General features: G+C 39.1%; 23 protein-coding genes. 22 read left to right on the top strand and 1 reads right to left on the bottom strand.

Features of this window, described 5'->3' with window-relative positions; genetic code table 11:
* The first annotated feature begins 13 nt into the window (after positions 1-13).
* The 22 genes from IGI46_RS15690 to IGI46_RS15585 all read left to right on the top strand — a co-directional run bounded on the left by IGI46_RS15690 (position 14) and on the right by IGI46_RS15585 (position 16,936).
* Positions 14-241: an acyl carrier protein gene (locus IGI46_RS15690; RefSeq protein WP_207702295.1), complete on the top strand. Its 228-nt coding sequence runs from the start codon at positions 14-16 to the stop codon at positions 239-241.
* A 53-nt stretch (positions 242-294) separates the two neighbouring features.
* Complete coding sequence (fabD, locus tag IGI46_RS15685) at positions 295-1,239, top strand: ACP S-malonyltransferase (protein WP_429973801.1); 945 nt, start codon at positions 295-297, stop codon at positions 1,237-1,239.
* The gene (gene fabG, locus IGI46_RS15680) at positions 1,223-1,954 is read left to right on the top strand and encodes a 3-oxoacyl-[acyl-carrier-protein] reductase (protein WP_429973800.1); all 732 of its coding nucleotides are present in this window, start codon (positions 1,223-1,225) and stop codon (positions 1,952-1,954) included. The genes fabD and fabG overlap by 17 nt, the downstream gene beginning before the upstream one ends.
* A gap of 16 nt (positions 1,955-1,970) precedes the next feature.
* Positions 1,971-3,197, top strand: a complete 1,227-nt coding sequence (gene fabF / locus IGI46_RS15675; protein WP_429973799.1) for a beta-ketoacyl-ACP synthase II — start codon at positions 1,971-1,973, stop codon at positions 3,195-3,197.
* 5 nt (positions 3,198-3,202) lie between these two features.
* Complete coding sequence (gene accB / locus IGI46_RS15670; RefSeq protein WP_429963942.1) at positions 3,203-3,664, top strand: acetyl-CoA carboxylase biotin carboxyl carrier protein; 462 nt, start codon at positions 3,203-3,205, stop codon at positions 3,662-3,664.
* Positions 3,665-3,715: 51 nt separating this feature from the next.
* Positions 3,716-4,135, top strand: coding sequence for a 3-hydroxyacyl-ACP dehydratase FabZ (fabZ, locus tag IGI46_RS15665; protein ID WP_034694593.1), 420 nt, complete (start codon positions 3,716-3,718; stop codon positions 4,133-4,135).
* Between the two features lie 6 nt (positions 4,136-4,141).
* Positions 4,142-5,506, top strand: coding sequence for an acetyl-CoA carboxylase biotin carboxylase subunit (locus IGI46_RS15660; protein WP_429963941.1), 1,365 nt, complete (start codon positions 4,142-4,144; stop codon positions 5,504-5,506).
* 11 nt (positions 5,507-5,517) lie between these two features.
* A complete protein-coding gene (gene accD / locus IGI46_RS15655) occupies positions 5,518-6,387 on the top strand; it encodes an acetyl-CoA carboxylase, carboxyltransferase subunit beta (RefSeq protein WP_429973798.1) in 870 nt (289 codons plus the stop codon).
* Positions 6,384-7,169 (top strand): acetyl-CoA carboxylase carboxyl transferase subunit alpha, encoded by a 786-nt coding sequence (locus IGI46_RS15650; RefSeq protein WP_207702302.1) that lies wholly within the window; start codon positions 6,384-6,386, stop codon positions 7,167-7,169. The genes accD and IGI46_RS15650 overlap by 4 nt, the downstream gene beginning before the upstream one ends.
* Positions 7,170-7,302: 133 nt before the next feature.
* Complete coding sequence (locus IGI46_RS15645) at positions 7,303-8,112, top strand: transporter substrate-binding domain-containing protein (protein WP_429973797.1); 810 nt, start codon at positions 7,303-7,305, stop codon at positions 8,110-8,112.
* A 146-nt stretch (positions 8,113-8,258) separates the two neighbouring features.
* A complete protein-coding gene (locus IGI46_RS15640) occupies positions 8,259-9,107 on the top strand; it encodes a transporter substrate-binding domain-containing protein (RefSeq protein WP_429973796.1) in 849 nt (282 codons plus the stop codon).
* Positions 9,108-9,118: 11 nt separating this feature from the next.
* Complete coding sequence (locus IGI46_RS15635) at positions 9,119-9,808, top strand: ABC transporter permease subunit (RefSeq protein WP_207702305.1); 690 nt, start codon at positions 9,119-9,121, stop codon at positions 9,806-9,808.
* 12 nt (positions 9,809-9,820) lie between these two features.
* Positions 9,821-10,555 carry an amino acid ABC transporter ATP-binding protein gene (locus tag IGI46_RS15630; RefSeq protein WP_278253094.1) on the top strand — a complete coding sequence of 245 codons (735 nt, stop codon included), beginning with the start codon at positions 9,821-9,823 and terminating at the stop codon, positions 10,553-10,555.
* A gap of 117 nt (positions 10,556-10,672) precedes the next feature.
* On the top strand, positions 10,673-11,197 hold the full coding sequence (locus IGI46_RS15625; protein ID WP_207702307.1) for a YqeG family HAD IIIA-type phosphatase: 525 nt from the start codon (positions 10,673-10,675) through the stop codon (positions 11,195-11,197).
* Positions 11,197-12,306: a ribosome biogenesis GTPase YqeH gene (gene yqeH, locus IGI46_RS15620; RefSeq protein WP_429973795.1), complete on the top strand. Its 1,110-nt coding sequence runs from the start codon at positions 11,197-11,199 to the stop codon at positions 12,304-12,306. The genes IGI46_RS15625 and yqeH overlap by 1 nt, the downstream gene beginning before the upstream one ends.
* A gap of 11 nt (positions 12,307-12,317) precedes the next feature.
* The gene (yhbY, locus tag IGI46_RS15615; RefSeq protein ID WP_207702309.1) at positions 12,318-12,629 is read left to right on the top strand and encodes a ribosome assembly RNA-binding protein YhbY; all 312 of its coding nucleotides are present in this window, start codon (positions 12,318-12,320) and stop codon (positions 12,627-12,629) included.
* 57 nt (positions 12,630-12,686) lie between these two features.
* On the top strand, positions 12,687-13,283 hold the full coding sequence (locus tag IGI46_RS15610; RefSeq protein ID WP_429964981.1) for a nicotinate-nucleotide adenylyltransferase: 597 nt from the start codon (positions 12,687-12,689) through the stop codon (positions 13,281-13,283).
* A complete protein-coding gene (gene yqeK, locus IGI46_RS15605; protein ID WP_429963936.1) occupies positions 13,273-13,869 on the top strand; it encodes a bis(5'-nucleosyl)-tetraphosphatase (symmetrical) YqeK in 597 nt (198 codons plus the stop codon). Before IGI46_RS15610 ends, yqeK begins: the two co-directional genes overlap by 11 nt.
* Positions 13,870-13,898: 29 nt before the next feature.
* Positions 13,899-14,237, top strand: coding sequence for a ribosome silencing factor (rsfS, locus tag IGI46_RS15600; RefSeq protein ID WP_207702311.1), 339 nt, complete (start codon positions 13,899-13,901; stop codon positions 14,235-14,237).
* Positions 14,237-14,962 carry a class I SAM-dependent DNA methyltransferase gene (locus IGI46_RS15595; protein ID WP_429973794.1) on the top strand — a complete coding sequence of 242 codons (726 nt, stop codon included), beginning with the start codon at positions 14,237-14,239 and terminating at the stop codon, positions 14,960-14,962. Before rsfS ends, IGI46_RS15595 begins: the two co-directional genes overlap by 1 nt.
* Before the next feature lie 45 nt (positions 14,963-15,007).
* Positions 15,008-16,144 carry a nucleotidyltransferase gene (locus IGI46_RS15590; protein WP_429963935.1) on the top strand — a complete coding sequence of 379 codons (1,137 nt, stop codon included), beginning with the start codon at positions 15,008-15,010 and terminating at the stop codon, positions 16,142-16,144.
* A gap of 72 nt (positions 16,145-16,216) precedes the next feature.
* Complete coding sequence (locus IGI46_RS15585; protein ID WP_429963934.1) at positions 16,217-16,936, top strand: YebC/PmpR family DNA-binding transcriptional regulator; 720 nt, start codon at positions 16,217-16,219, stop codon at positions 16,934-16,936.
* Between the two features lie 49 nt (positions 16,937-16,985).
* Here IGI46_RS15585 and IGI46_RS15580 read toward each other — a convergent pair whose 3' ends face one another.
* A complete protein-coding gene (locus IGI46_RS15580) occupies positions 16,986-17,156 on the bottom strand; it encodes a hypothetical protein (RefSeq protein WP_207702314.1) in 171 nt (56 codons plus the stop codon).
* Positions 17,157-17,260 lie beyond the last annotated feature (104 nt).

Genomic DNA, 17,260 nt, shown 5'->3' with positions numbered 1-17,260 from the left:
GAGGAAACAACTCATGACTTTTGAAAAAATCCAAGGAATTATCGTAGAAGAACTAGGTGTAGAGAAAGAGAAAGTTGAATTAACAACAAATATTCAAGAAGATTTAGAAGCGGATAGTTTAGATCTATTCCAAATCATCAATGAAATTGAAGATGAATTTGACGTAAAAATCGAGACAGAAGATGGTATTGCTACTGTAAAAGATTTAGTTGAATACGTGGAAAAACAACAAAACGCATAAAGGACTAATGGCGAGGCGAGAGCCTGGCCTTTCCTTATATTAGGAGAAAATTTATGAAAACAGCATTTTTATTTAGCGGCCAAGGAGCTCAATATGTTGGTATGGGGAAAGAACTTTATCAACAGGAACCAATTGTTCGTCAAACTTTTGAAGAAGCTAGTGACTTATTAGGATACTCAATGAGCCAGCTTTGTTTTGAAAAAAATCAGAATATTCACGAAACGGAGTATACCCAACCTGCTATTTTAACTGTCAGTACGGCATTTTTACGTGTAGTAGAAAAAATGGGTATTACTAAGAAGGCGGTTGCTGGTTTGAGTCTAGGTGAGTATACAGCGCTGGTTGCAGCAGGGGCTCTAGATTTTGGAGATGCTGTTCAATTAGTTCAAAAACGAGGTCAATACATGAGCGAGGCAGTTCCTAGCGGTAACGGGAAAATGGTTGCCGTATTGAATACTCCGGCAGAAGTAATTGAAGATTGTTGTCAGCAAGCTTCTTCAATAGGTGTTGTTTCTCCAGCCAATTACAATACTCCGCAGCAAATTGTTATAGGTGGAGAAACTACAGCGGTTGAGAGGGCAGAAGAATTACTTTCTGCGGCAGGGGTTAAGCGAATGATTCCATTAAATGTGAGTGGACCTTTTCATACAGCTTTATTAGAGCCAGCCAGTCGTCAGTTAAATAAAGCACTGCAAAAGATCATATTTCATGACTTCAACTGTCCAGTTATTTCAAATACAACAGCAAAAGAAATGCCAGTTTCAGAAATCGTGTCCTTATTAACGGCTCAAGTGATGTCTCCAGTACGATTTAGCGACAGTATTCTTAAATTGAGAGAAATGGGCATTGAACGGATGATCGAGATTGGTCCTGGTAAAACATTAACTGGTTTTATTAAAAAAATTGATCGCTCGATTCAAACGAGTCGAGTGGAAGATGCTGAAACATTGCTGGATACAATTCAATTATTGGGAGGAACCGATGGAATTAGCGAATAAAACTGTCTTTATTACTGGTAGCAGCCGTGGAATCGGCTGGGGAATTGCTCAAGCCTTTGCTAAACAAGGTGCCAACATTGTACTAAATGGTCGTAAAGAAATTTCACCCGATAAGGTAAGCGAGATTGAAGCGCTTGGTGTCAACTGTACTTTTATTTGTGGTGATATTAGCTCATTTGAAGATGCGGGACGAATGATTGCTGAAACGAATGAAGTTTTTGGTTCGATTGACATCTTAATAAATAATGCTGGAATTACCCAAGACAAATTGTTGCTCCGGATGAAGCCAGAAGAATTTGATGCCTGCTTAAATATCAACCTTAAGGGTACGTTTAATATGACTCAGCAAGTCTTGAAACAGATGATGAAGCAACGTAGTGGAACTATCATTAACATGGCAAGCGTCATTGGACAAATTGGTAATGTCGGTCAAAGTAATTATGCTGCTAGTAAAGCTGGCGTGATAGGCTTTACTAAATCAGTTGCTAGAGAAGTTGCCCCAAGAGGTATTACTTGTAACGCATTAGCCCCAGGTTTTATCGCCACAGAAATGACGGATCAATTAAGTGACAAAATAAAACTGCAAATTGAAGACCAAATTCCATTGAAACGCTATGGCAGTGTCGAGGATGTGGCTAAAGCAGCTGTATTTTTAGCAGAAAATAAATATTTAACAGGTCAAGTGATTAATGTCGATGGTGGCATGGTCATGTAAAGAAAGGATGTATAAAATGAATCGTGTTGTAATTACCGGATACGGTGTTGTATCACCTATTGGCAATGACAGAGAAACATTTTTAACTAACTTAAAACAAGGAAAACACGGTATTGGTCCTATTCAGCAATTTGATGCTTCTGAGACCGGCATTACTATGGCTGCAGAAGTTAAGGACTTTCCTTTAGAAAAATATTTCGTCAAAAAAGATACAAAACGTATGGAACGTTATTCTTTATATGCTATTTATGCAGCTTTAGAAGCGATGGAAATGAGCGGTATTAATACTGAAGACGAGGATATGGAACGAGTAGGTGTCATGATCGGTTCTGGTATTGGCGGACTTGGAACGATTCAAGACCAAGTTTTACGTATGGATGCCAAAGGTCCTGGCCGAGTTTCTCCAATGTTTGTTCCTCTGGCTATTGTAAATATGGCGGCTGGCAATGTTGCTTTACGTATTGGAGCGAAAGGTATTTGCACGAGTACGGTTACAGCATGTGCAAGCGGCACTCACTCGATCGGCGAAGCTTTCCGAAATATCAAGCATGGTTACTCTGATGTTATGATCGCAGGAGGAGCCGAGTCTTGCATTAACAAGATTGGTATTTCTGGTTTTGCAGCTCTTACGGCGTTAAGTGATTCTACAGATGCCGCTCATGCGTCAATTCCTTTTGACAAAGATCGTAACGGTTTTGTAATGGGTGAAGGTGCTGGTGTTTTAGTATTGGAATCATTGGAACATGCACAAAAACGCGGAGCAACTATTTTAGGTGAGGTTGTTGGATATGGCGCGACTTGTGATGCTTACCATATGACTGCTCCAGATCCAGTGGGTGCTGGTGCCGCGCGTGCGATTACTCAAGCAGTTCAAGAAGCTCAAATTGATCCTGCAGATGTGAATTATGTGAATGCTCACGGGACAAGTACTCAAGCAAATGACAAAGCAGAAAGTAAAGCAATTGCTCATGCTTTAACTGATAAGGTGTATGTCAGCAGTACTAAATCCTTAACTGGACATTTGCTAGGTGGAGCTGGCGGTGTGGAAGCTGTAGCTACTTTGTTAGCGATTCAAGAACAATTTATTCCACCAACAGCTAACATTAATGAGGTTGATCCTGAAATTGAAGCAAATATTGTGGTAAATGAAGCCAAAGAAACTGTAGTGAATTATGCAGTAAGTAATTCACTAGGTTTTGGCGGACACAATGCAGTGATTTGCTTGAAGCGCTGGGAGGCCTAGTAAAAATGGACATCAAAGAAGTCAAAGAATTGATGGAGCAGTTTGACCGCTCCTCTTTAACTGAATTTGACCTTCATGAAGGCAGTTTTGAGTTATACATGAACAAAAATAAAGGTAGTCGGCAAGCAGCTCCGACTGTTGAAATTGAGAGAGTTGCTGTAGATCAGCCTAAAGAAGTAGTAACAGCTGAAGTTGAAGTCAACGCGACGTCAACTTCAGCTCAACCAGAAGTTGGAAACATTGTCTCTTCACCAATTGTTGGTGTCGTTTACCTGCAGCCCTCGCCAGATCAACCAGCTTTTAAAGAAGTGGGGGATTCAGTGGGAAAAGGTGAAACAGTATGTATCATTGAAGCAATGAAGCTGTTGAATGAAGTTGTTAGTGATTTTGACGGAACAATTGTTGATGTTTTAGTAGAGAATGAAGATGTTGTGGAGTATGGGCAACCTTTGTTCCGTATCAATTAAATTTCTAAAAAACTAGAGAATTCATAATATGATTAGGAGTGAAAATATATGATGACCATTGAAGAAATCAAAGAAATCATTCCTCACCGTTATCCTATGCTGTTGATTGACCGTGTAGAGAGTGTGGAACCAGGGAAATCAATTGTAGCTAAGAAGAATGTTTCAATCAACGAACCGTTCTTCCAAGGACATTTCCCCCATGAGCCTGTTATGCCGGGTGTACTAATCGTTGAAGCAATGGCTCAAGCTGGAGCGGTAGCTTTGCTGTCAATGGACGAGTTTAAAGGCAAAACCGCTTATTTTGGCGGAATTGACAAGGCGAAATTCCGTAAAAAGGTAGTTCCCGGTGACACGTTAGAAATAGAAATAGAATTAACAAAAGTTCGTTCTTCTGCAGGCTGTGGCAAAGGAATTGCACGAGTTGATGGCAAAAAGGTAGCCGAAGCAGAATTGACCTTTATGATTGGATAGATGTCTATGTTTTCAAAAATATTAATTGCTAACCGTGGTGAGATAGCAGTTCGAATTATTCGCGCTTGTCGAGAGTTGGGAATCCAAACGGTTGCCGTTTACTCTGAAGCTGATAAGGAAGCCTTGCATACTGAGATGGCTGATGAAGCGATTTGTATTGGACCGGCTCGGTCAAAGGATTCTTATTTAAATATGCAGGCAATTTTGAGTGCAGCACTTGTTACTAATGCTGAAGCGATTCATCCAGGTTTTGGCTTTTTATCTGAGAATAGTTTGTTTTCGACGATGTGTCGGGAATGCAGCATTAAGTTTATTGGACCTAGTGAAACAACAATTGATGAAATGGGAAACAAAATCCATGCGCGTCAATTAATGAAAGCTGCGGGCGTTCCAGTTATTCCTGGAAGTGATGGCGCTATTCATACTCTGAAAGAAGCTGAAAAAATTGCGGACACTGTAGGGTATCCAGTAATGTTAAAAGCTGCAGCCGGAGGTGGGGGTAAAGGAATCCGCAAAGTTTTGAAAAAAGCTGAGCTGGAAAAGAACTTTAATTCTGCCAAGGCTGAGGCTAAAGCAGCCTTTGGCGATGATTCAATGTATTTGGAGAAAATCATTTATCCCGCACGTCATATTGAAGTTCAAATCTTAGGAGACCAAGCCGGAAATGTTATTCATTTAGGCGAACGTGATTGTTCTTTGCAAAGAAACAATCAGAAGGTGCTGGAAGAAGCTCCATCGATTGTAATTGATCAAAAACAACGAGATATGTTAGGATCAATTGCTGTCAGAGCGGGGAAAGCGGTCAATTATGAAAGTGCTGGAACCATTGAATTTTTAAGAGATGAAGCAGGTAATTTCTATTTCATGGAAATGAATACCCGTATTCAAGTTGAGCATCCAATTACTGAAATGGTCACGGGGATTGACATTGTCAAAAAACAGATTAAAATTGCATCAGGGGAACCACTTGGTTTAAAACAAGAAGAAGTCACCTTTAAGGGACATTCAATTGAATGTCGAATCAATGCTGAAAATCCTGCATTCAATTTTGCTCCATCACCTGGTAAGATTCATACACTGCTTTTGCCAAGCGGAGGTTTGGGATTGCGTGTGGATAGTGCTATGTACAGTGGTGTGACGATTCCACCTTATTACGATTCAATGATTGCTAAAATTATTGTTCATGGTGAAGATCGCTTAGATGCGCTAATGAAAATGCAGCGTGCTTTAGGAGAATTCGTTTCTGAAGGTGTTATTACTAACGTAGAATTTCAAATGGATTTAATCAGCCATCCTAATGTACTTTTTGGTGATTATGATACAAGCTTTTTACAGACTACTTTCTTACCTGAGTGGCAAGAAAGTGAGTAGGAGGAAGATAGATGGGACTTTTCAATAAAAAAAAGAACTATATTCGTATTAATCCCAATCGTAATCAGACTCCCACGAGCAAACCTTCTGTTCCGGATAACATGTGGGCCAAGTGTCCTAGTTGTAAGCGAACATTATATAAGAAGGAAATGGGGGACGAAAAAGTTTGTCCTCACTGCGGATATAGTTTCCGTATCAGTGCTTGGGAAAGATTAGCGATTACCATTGATGAAAAGAGCTTGGAAGAATGGGACAATCAACTTCCAGCAAAGAATCCCATCAACTTTCCTGATTACGAAGATAAATTAGTGAAAACAAAAGAAAAAACTGGCTTGGATGAAGCAGTCCTCACGGGCAGGGCCCTAATTAAAGGTCGCCCACTTGCCATAGGTGTGATGGACACGAATTTTATTATGGGCAGTATGGGGACAATTGTGGGTGAGAAAATCACTCGCCTATTTGAACGGGCAACCAAAGAAAGACTACCAGTCATCCTGTTCACAGCTTCAGGTGGTGCTCGGATGCAAGAAGGAATATTTTCTCTTATGCAGATGGCCAAAATTTCTGCTGCTGTCAAACGTCATAGCAATGCAGGACTTGTGTACATTACTGTATTGACTGATCCTACGACTGGCGGTGTGACTGCCAGCTTTGCAATGGAGGGAGATATCATTTTGTCTGAGCCGCAAACCTTAGTTGGCTTTGCAGGGCGTCGAGTGATCGAACAAACCATTCGTCAAAAGCTGCCGGATGATTTTCAAAAGGCCGAATTTTTGTTAAGCCACGGATTTATTGATCAAATTGTTCCTCGCACAACACTACGGTCCAGGCTGGCAGAATTGCTGGATTTTCATCAAGTTAAAGGATGGTGTCATGAATGAGTCTGTCGGCAGGAGAAGTTGTAAAACTGGCGCGTTCTACAGAGCGATTAACTAGTTTAGACTTTTTTGAAGGGGTATTTGAAGGATTTCAGGAATTTCATGGTGATCGATTTTATGGTGATGATCCCGCTATCGTTGGCGGTGTGGCTTATCTAGATAATAAACCTGTTACAGTTATCGGTGTCCAAAAGGGTGCCAATCTAAAAGAAAACATGGAACGAAATTTTGGACAACCGAATCCAGAAGGCTATCGTAAAGCAATGCGTTTAATGAAGCAAGCTGAGAAATTTGGACGTCCAGTTATTTGTTTCGTCAATACACCAGGTGCTTTTTGCGGAGTTGAAGCAGAAGAGCGGGGTGAAGGAGAAGCCATTGCCAGAAATCTATTAGAGATGTCTGATTTGAAGGTACCGATTATTTCCATTATTACGGGAGAAGGCGGTAGCGGTGGAGCACTTGCTCTAGCTGTAGCAGATAAAGTTTGGATGATGGAGCACAGTATTTATGCAATATTATCTCCAGAGGGTTTTGCTTCCATTTTGTGGAAAGACGGCAAACGTTCAGAAGAAGCAGCTGAATTAATGAAAATTACGGCTTCAGAGCTGTTGGAATTAGCAGTCATTGATAAGATTATTCCTGAAACCTTCAGAGGTGAAAATTTATCGCAAGACAAAATGTTGCGTATGCTAAAAAAATCATTGATTGAAACTTTAGAAAAACTAAGTAAATACTCCACAGAAGAATTGATTGAACAACGCTATCAACGCTTCCGGAAATTTTAACAGCAGAGACTCTGCTGTTTTTTTATGCTTAAATTCGGTCTTTTTTTAAATAATTATGCAATAAATACTCGACATTTTGTAATAATATGCTATACTAATTTCAATCAAGAATTGGAAATTAGGAGGAAACAAAATGAAAAAGGGTCTGTTATGGGGGATAATTTGTTTAAGTATGTTAACTCTATCTGGTTGCGGAAGCTCAAATGAGGCTGAAGATAAATATGATACCATCAAAAAAAGTGGTGTTCTTAAAGTAGCAACATCACCTGATTATGCGCCGTTTGGTTTTCATACCACCATTGATGGCAAAGATCAGATAGTCGGTGCTGATATTGATTTGGTTGAGTCCATAGGTGAAAAGATGGGTGTAGAGATTGAATGGTTAGATATGAGTTTTAATAATGTTCTGGCAGCTACTAAAGAGGGAAAGGCAGATATGGCTGTGTCAGCAATTTCAGTTACCGATGAACGCGAAGATAGTTTTGATTTTACGACGGATTATTATACATCTCCTCAAGTAATTGTCATCAACAAGAAAAATCAAGATTCGTTAAATTCGATTGAAAGTCTGGCTGATAAAAAAGTAGGAGCTCAAAAAGGAACGATCCAGGAAAATATTGTCAAGAACCAATTGGAAGGAACTCAGCTTGTTTCAATTGAAAGGCTGCCAAATATTTTTATTGAAGTGAATAATGGTTCATTAGATGCCTTAGTAGTTGAAAAAATGGTTGCCAATTCTTATGTAGAACAAAATCCTGAGTTAATGATTGCCAAAATTCCTTTAAAAAGTATGAAGGAGGATTCATTTTCAATTGCTGTCCCGAAAGGAAACCCCAAATTAATGGGGGAGCTAGATAAATTAATTAATGAAATGAAGGAAAATGGTGAGATTGAAGAAATGGTTAATAAAAATAGCGAGCTAATGAATACAGTCAGCAAATAAATCTTTATACAATACAAAGAAAAAAAGCCACTTAATGAATAAAAATGACCGTTTTATCTATATATATGCATCGTTTTTCTGTTTTTTTTGAAATTTCATGCTATAATGAGTTCATTCGTCAAATAGAAAATTTAGGGGGAATTAGGATGAAAAAAATGACCGGCTTAGCAGTAACACTTTTAGCCTTAGTAGCGTTAGCAGCTTGTGGTGGTGGAGGTAATACTAGCAGCTCTAGCGATTCTAATGGAGCAAAAGAGAATCAATTGGCAGCTATTAAGGAATCAGGAGTTTTAAAGGTGGCAACTTCGGCGGATTTTGCACCATTTGAATTTCATACAATGGTTGACGGCAAGGACCAAGTTGTAGGAGCAGATATCGATTTGGTAAATGAAATAGCTAAGGAGCTTGGTGTTAAGTTAGAAGTTTCAGATATGAATTATAATACGGTTTTGGCTTCTTTGAAAGAAGGAAAATCGGATATTGCAGTAGCGGGTCTTTCTGCAACTGAAGAGCGTAGAGAACAATTTGACTTTTCTGATGATTACTATAATCCACCACAAGTGATGGTTATCAATAAATCAAATGAAAGTACATTGAATAGTATTAAAGCTTTTGACGGCAAACAAGTTGGCGGACAAAAGGGCTCAATCCAAGAAGATGTAATCAAAGAACAACTACCGTCTGCTCGTTTAGTTTCAATTGATAAAGTACCAAACATGATTGTTGAAGTGAACGGAGGTTCACTAGATGGTGTCGTTTTAGAGGAAACAACAGCAGAGTCTTATGTTCAGCAAAACCCAGATCTAATGATTGCTAATGTTGAACTAAAAACAAATGACGACGAAGCATATGCTATTGCTTTGAAAAAAGAAGGCAGTAACGAGTTGAAGGATGAAATCAATAAAGTAATTAAAAAATTGAATGATGAAGGCAAGATCGAAGAATTTGTTAAGAAAAACAATGACCTTGCTAATTCATCAGCAACTGAAGAATAGAGGGCATTGACGTGGATTTTTCGTTTTTAGATAAGTATTTTCCTTATTTTATTTCGGGAACTGGTGTAACAATAATCATTTCATTAGTCACCGTCTTATTAGGTACCTTAATCGGACTAGTAATGGCTTTAATGAAATTATCTAAGAACAAACCATTGAATTGGTTAGCTAATATTTATATTGAAGTTTTGCGTGGAACTCCTATGCTGCTTCAAATTATGATTGGTTTTCTCGTGTTACAAGGTTTGTTTCCTTCAAGAGATCTGGAAGTAGGCGTTCTCACTGTTGATCTGGGTCGTCTTTTTCCTGGGATGGTAGTTTTGTCGCTAAATTCAGGAGCCTATGTCGCCGAGATTATTCGTGGAGGAATTACCGCAATCAACTATGGTCAAAGTGAAGCAGCATTTTCTTTGGGGCTTCGTCCGTCTCAAACGATGCGTTATGTTGTTTTGCCACAAGCATTGCGAAATATATTGCCTCCTTTAGGTAACGAATTTATCACTTTGATTAAGGATTCGTCTTTACTAACAGCAATTGGAATCAATGAATTAATGGGCTCGGCGCAAATTGTTATTTCAAGCTCGTATATTCCATTGGAACCGTACTTTATTGCCGCAGCTCTTTACTTTGTGATGACGTTTGCCACTTCCCGTTTGTTAAACTTGTGGGAGAAAAAACTTGGTAAAGGTTATCAACGATAGGAGGAGATGGCAATGACGGAAGCTTTAATTCAAATCGAACATTTAAGTAAAAAATTTGGTGAGAATGAGGTATTGAGAGATATTTCTGCTAAGATTCAACCGGGAGAAGTTGTGGTTATCATTGGCCCATCAGGTTCAGGTAAAAGTACTCTTTTACGTTGTATTAATTTACTGGAAGTGCCTACTTCAGGTATGATTAAGTTTGAAGGTACAGATATTACAGACAAGAAAACAGATATCTTTAAAACAAGAGAAAAAATGGGAATGGTGTTTCAACAATTTAATTTGTTTCCTAATATGACTGTTGTTGAAAATATTACCCTTTCGCCAATCAAAGTAAAAAAGATGACCAAGGAAGCAGCAGAAGCCGTTGCTCATGAATTGTTAATAAAGGTTGGACTTTCTGATAAAGCAGATGCTTATCCACAATCATTATCCGGCGGACAACAGCAGCGGATTGCCATTGCTCGAGCTTTAGCAATGCAACCAGATGTAATGTTGTTTGATGAGCCGACTTCAGCTCTTGATCCAGAAATGGTCGGAGACGTACTGGCAGTCATGCAGCAGTTGGCTAAAGAAGGTATGACAATGGTCATCGTTACCCATGAAATGGGCTTCGCCAAAGAAGTTGGTGATCGGATTCTATTTATGGATGGCGGCGTAATTGTTGAAGAAGGAACCCCAATTGAGGTTTTTGAGGAAACAAAAAATACACGAACCATCGATTTTTTATCAAAAGTATTATAAACGATTGGGTGATTTCACCCAGTCGTTTTCTTTTGGTGACAAAAGTGGAGTTTTCAAGGGTTTTGCGTTATAATGTAGTTTTGTAGAAGTATATTTTAAGAAAACATAGGAGTGGCCATGTTAGATAAATACAAACCGACCTGGATGGTGGATGCCATCTATCAAATTACCCCTGAACAGTTGAAGAAACAAGGAATCAAAGCGGTGCTAACCGATTTGGATAATACTTTGATAGCTTGGGATAATCCAGACGGTACCAAAGAATTGTTAGATTGGCTAAAAGTTATGGATGAAGCTGGAATTCCGGTCGTTGTGGTTTCAAATAATAAGGCGAGCAGAGTAGCTCGAGCAGTGCAGCAATTTCGTTTGGATTTTGTTTCGCGAGCAATGAAGCCCTTTTCTGCTGGAATTAAGAGTGCACAGAGTAAATTAGGTTTGTCCAGTAATGAGATTATTATGATCGGTGATCAGATTATGACGGATGTGCGAGGTGCAAATGCTGCTGGAATAAGAAGTGTTTTAGTACGCCCAATTGTTGATACTGATAATTGGAATACTCAAATCAATCGTTTTTTTGAACGGAAAATTATGCGCTATTTGTTGAACAAGTACCCTGAAATGAAATGGAAGAGTGGATTATAATGGAAGAAGAAATATATTGTATCGGTTGTGGTACCAAAATCCAAACGGATAATCCCAAAGAATTAGGGTATAAACCTCAATCAGCTTTAGAAAAAGGTCTGAAAAATGGAGAAGTCTATTGTCAACGTTGTTTCCGTTTGCGCCACTACAACGAAATTCAAGATGTTGCCTTAACTGATGATGACTTTTTAAGATTGCTAAATGAACTAGGTAAAACAGATGCCTTGATTGTTAACGTAGTAGATATTTTTGATTTTAATGGGTCAATTATTCCTGGATTGCATCGATTCATTGGGAACAATCCGGTATTGATGGTGGGAAACAAAGTTGACCTTTTACCAAAGTCCTTGAAAAAGGGGCGCTTAACTCAATGGATGAGAGAACGCGCCTATGAAGAAGGATTACGGCCGATTGATGTGCTGCTAACCAGTGCCCGCAAATCAAATCAGATGCAAGAACTATTAGCGAAAATTGAAGAATATCGTGAAGGCCGCGATGTATACGTCGTGGGTGTAACAAATGTTGGAAAATCAACTTTAATCAATCAAATTATTAAGCAAACTGCTGGTGTGCAAGACTTAATCACGACTTCACAGTTTCCAGGAACAACTTTAGATAAAATTGAGATTCCTTTAGATGATGGTCAGTATTTGATTGACACGCCTGGGATTATCCATCGTCACCAAATGGCTCATTATCTTGGAACAAAAGATTTGAAAATTATTGCACCTCATAAAGAAATTAAGCCGAAAGTCTATCAATTAAATGCAGGACAGACTTTGTTCCTGGGTGGTTTAGCTCGTTTTGATTTTATTCAGGGGGACCGAGGTTCTTTTATTACTTATGTAGCCAATGATTTGACGATCCACCGCACCAAGCTTGAGACAGCTGACGAATTTTATCAAAAACATGTGGGCGGCCTATTGCAGCCGCCGCGTCCTGGTGAAGTTGAAGAATTCCCGGAGCTGGTTCGCTTTGAATTTTCAATCAAAGAAAAAACTGATATTGTCTTTGCTGGATTAGGCTGGGTAACGATTTCTAAACCAGCTGTAATTGCCGGTTGGGCACCAAAAGGCGTGGATGTATTAACACGAAAAGCGCTAATTTAAAGGAGAAAAATATGACATTACGAGGAAAACAAAAACGCTATTTACGTAGTGAAGCACATCATCTTCAACCGATATTTCAAATTGGAAAAAATGGTGTTAACCCAGCTATGTTGACTCAAATCAATGAAGCGTTGGAAAAGCGTGAATTAATAAAAGTAAACTTACTGCAAAATACGGACGAAGTAGCCGAAGAAGTAGCACATACACTTGAACAAGAAGTGCACTGTGAGATTGTTCAGATTATTGGTCGTGTATTAGTCTTATACAAACCATCAACTAAAGAAAAATTTCAAAAGATTTCGCGTGAAGTAACAACAATCTGATTGGAGGAGTAGACGTTGTATCAGCAAAGTGTAGTAACGATTCCCAAAGTAGAAACAATGGTGGATACACATGAAGCTAAAAAACAGGTTGGACTTTTAGGCGGGAATTTTAATCCCATTCATCTTGCACATTTGATGATAGGAGAACAGGTCGGTCAAAAGTTAGGTTTTGATCGTGTAGAGCTTTTGCCATCGTATCTGCCTCCTCATATTGATGAAAAGAAGACGATTGATAGTCAACACCGCTTGAACATGGTAGAATTAGCCGTTGAAGATAATCCTCATTTGATCGTTAATACAGTCGAATTGATGCGTAAAGGGAAAAGTTATACTTATGATACAATCAAACAATTAACAGCAGAACATCCTGACACCGATTACTATTTCATTATTGGGGGAGATCAGGTAGACTATTTATCAACTTGGCATAAGATTGATGAATTGGCGCACTTGGTTCAATTTGTTGGTGTGAAACGGCCAGGTTATGAGGTAGAAAGCTCATATCCTATTATCTGGGTGGATGTGCCACAAATTCAATTATCTTCCAGCTATATTCGTCAGCAAGTTAGACAAGGTTGTTCGATTCGCTACTTGGTACCAGAGAAGGTTCGTGAGTATATCGAAGAAGAGGGGCTGTATCTAAATGAATTATAGCAAGCATTATTCACAATTGGATCGGGAAACTTTAATACAAGCTGTCCAAATGCGCATGAGCGAAAGACGCTTCCAACATGTATTAGGTGTAGAAGAAACGGCGATTGTTTTAGCAGATCGATATGGCGCATCAACTGAAAAGGCCAGCATTGCTGCTTTGACACATGATTATGCTAAGGAAAGACCTGACGAAGAATTTCAACTTGCTATTGAGCAAGGGGATTATGAGAATAAAAAGGAATTATTGAAGTTCGGCAACGCCATTTGGCATGGTTTGGTAGGCGCGGACTTTGTAAAGCGTGAGCTTAATATTGACGATGAAGAAATTTTGCAAGCTATCCGGTTACACACGACTGGTGCTGCCGATATGACTATGTTGGATAAAATTATTTACGTAGCAGACTATATTGAACCGGGACGCAACTTTCCTGGTGTAAATGATGCGCGAACGATCGCTCTACGTGATTTAGATGAAGCTGTTGCCTTTGAAACAACACATACATTAAGATATTTAATAGAAGAAGAACGATTGGTTTACCCGAAGACGATCGAAACATATAATCGTTGGGTAGCTGGGATACGTTAAGGAGGAGAATTACCATAGATAGTAAACAAATATTGGAAATTGCTGTAAAAGCTGCTGATTCAAAACGAGCAGTAGATATCGTTGCTCTAGATGTTTCTGAGGTATCGTTGTTAGCCGATTATTTTCTGATCTGTTCAGCCAATTCTGATCGACAAATTAATGCGGTTGTTGAAGCAATTGTGGAAAAAGAAGAAGAAAATCAGGTAAAAGTAAAACGTGTTGAAGGAAAAGACGGCGGAAAATGGGTACTGATTGATTTGGGTGATTTGATTGTCCATGTTTTCAGCAACTCTGAACGTGAATTTTATAATTTAGAAAAGCTTTGGTCTGATGCGCCCATGGTGAACATTGACGCTTGGTTAGATTAATGGCTTATGAAACTTTTGCATTGGTTTATGATGAAGTAATGGATGACAGTCTATATCAAAAGTGGTTAGACTTTTCACTGCGTCATTTACCATCGGATAATCGTAAACTATTAGAGTTAGCTTGTGGAACAGGTGCCTTAGCGGTTGCTTTTGCTAAAGCAGGTTTCATGGTAACTGGTTTAGATCTGTCTGAAGAGATGCTGATGTTGGCTCAAGATCGAGCGCTATCGGAAGGTACAGAACTCCAATTGATTGTGGGTGATATGCTGGATTTAACCGACATTGGCACTTATCAGGCAGTTACTTGCTTTTCTGATTCACTTTGTTACATGGACAGTCAAGAACAAGTATCGAAGGTTTTTCAGGGAGTTTATGATTTATTGGAAGATAATGGGGTCTTCATTTTCGATGTCCATTCACTTTATCAAATGGATTCTGTTTTTCCAGGGTATAGTTTTCATGATCAAACGGAGGAGTTTGCTTTCCTCTGGGATAGTTACGCTGGGGAAGTTTCTCACAGCATTGAACATTTCCTGACTTTCTTTGTCAAAGAAGGCGATCGGTTCGAACGAATTGATGAACTACATCAAGAGCGAACTTATCCGCTGGAAACTTATCAGGAAATGCTGAAAACTGCTGGGTTTCAAAGTGATGTTTATGCTGATTTTGAAGACGAAGTGCCTAATGAATTGAGCAAACGCTGGTTTTTCGTTTGTCATAAGTAAGATGAGACAGTCATTGTCTCATCTTTTTTCGAAAGGAGACAGTTTATGCGTAGCTGCGGGATTATCGTAGAGTACAATCCATTTCATAATGGGCATCGTTACCATGCTGAAATGGCTAAAAAACTAAGCGGAGCTGACGTTGTAATTGCAGTAATGAGTGGAAACTTTCTGCAACGGGGTGAGCCTGCATTTATGGATAAATGGATGCGAGCAGAAGCTGCTTTAAATAATGGTGTTGACTTAATTGTGGAATTACCTTTTTCTTGGGCGGTTCAATCAGCGGACTATTTTGCTAAGGGTGGTATTAAACTGCTCCAAGCATTAAAGTGCGATGCTCTTTGTTTTGGAACAGATAGCCAGGAAACGATCGATTATATGCACTATGGGCAACTATTTGCTGACAATCAAACAGCTGTTGATTGTCTATTTCAACAATTACCTGTTGGGATGAGTTACCCGGAGAAAATGGCTGAGGTGGTTCGACAGTTATTTCCTACGATTCAAGAGTTTCCGCCTAATCATATTTTAGGCTTAAGTTATGCTAAGGAAAACGCTAAATATCCTAATCCGATGGCTATCTATCCCTTAATTCGTAAAGACCAGGGATATCATGATGTTGAGATAGTGAGTGAACATTTTGCTAGTGCTACTGGAATTCGCAAAGCGTTTAATAGGGGGGAAGATATTACATCCTTTGTTCCCAAAGAAACTAGTGAACAATTAGAACAGTCGATCTCTTGGGACAATTTCTGGCCGTTTCTCGCGTATCAATTGACAGTCAACACTGCTGATCAGATGATAGACATTTACCAAATGAATGAAGGTATTGAGAATCGTTTGAAAACCATTCAGGCGGATAACTTTACTGCTTTTTTGCAGCAAGTTAAAACAAAACGCTATACAGCAACCCGTTTACAGCGTTTATTTACATATTTCTTGTTGCAGGTTAGCCCAGAGGAGATCAGAAGAGAACAAGAGCAAAGTAGGCTGCATATATTGGGGTTTACTAAACGTGGTCAAGAATATTTGAGTCAGCATAAAAAAAGTTTTAGTTTACCAGTGGCTGCTAAAATTGGTCTGGAAGAAAAAGAAAGCCATTTTCTAACTTATCGTGCTGATCAGCTCTACCAGCTTATTCATCCGGTAGAACAAAATTTAGGTCGTACGCCGATTCGATTGTAAAAAAATCTTTTAAAACTTAGTAGTTATGGGTATAATGGGAAAGTATGAAATTAACGAAAGTGAAGTGAAATTATGGGTCGTAAATGGGCAAACATCGTTGCGAAAAAAACAGCAAAAGATGCAAACAACAGTCGAGTTTATGCAAAATTTGGTATTGAAATTTATGCTGCAGCTAAATCAGGTGATCCAGATCCACACGCGAACCAAAAGCTACGTTTTGTTATTGAACGGGCAAAAACTTACAATGTACCAAAGCATATTATTGATCGAGCGATTGAAAAGGCAAAAGGCTCCGGTGATGAGAATTATCAAGAGCTTCGTTATGAAGGCTTTGGACCAAATGGCTCAATGGTAATCGTTGACGCGTTAACTAATAATGTGAACCGTACAGCCGCTGATGTGCGGGCTGCTTTCGGCAAAAATGGCGGGAACATGGGTGTTTCTGGAGCGGTTTCTTACATGTTTGACAATACTGCTTTATTTGGTTTTTCCGGTGAAGACGCTGATGAAATTCTTGAATATTTAATGGAGCAGGATATTGATGTAAGAGATGTCGTTGATGAAGAAGGACAAGTGATCGTGTATGGCGAGCCTGAAGACTTTAACAGCATTCAAGAGGCATTAAGAGCTAAAGGAATTACAGAATTTTCTGTGGCAGAGATGCAAATGATTGCTCAAAATGAAGTAACCCTGAGCGGGGATGATTTAGAAAAATTCGAAAAAATGATCGATGTGCTGGAAGAATTAGAAGATGTTCAGCAAGTTTTTCATAATGTAGAATTCGAGGTTTAGAAAAGCGCGCTGTGTTTTTGCACAGCGCGTTTTTTTGTATTTAATTGCGTTACATTAAGCTAAGAAAGATTTCCATTAGTACTAGGGCTCCTGAAACTAAGGCCCGCCAGAACCGATTGCTGATCTCAAGTTCACGGTAATGAATAGCAGAGGTTCCGCAAATGTATAAACTTCCGATAATACCAAGCAGTACTATTCCCGCAATCATCCAACCATTCATACAAAACGCCTCCTTGTTACTATTATACTCCATTATATCGGTAAAAACCTTCAGACCAAAGTCTTATTTTATATTAACCAAGTAAAGACGAGGTCTCAAGCAGA

It is taken from the genome of Enterococcus sp. AZ163 (genome assembly GCF_050498925.1).
In the GTDB taxonomy this organism is placed as follows: domain Bacteria; phylum Bacillota; class Bacilli; order Lactobacillales; family Enterococcaceae; genus Enterococcus_A; species Enterococcus_A ferrettii.
This window is presented reverse-complemented; position numbering and strand designations above follow the sequence as displayed.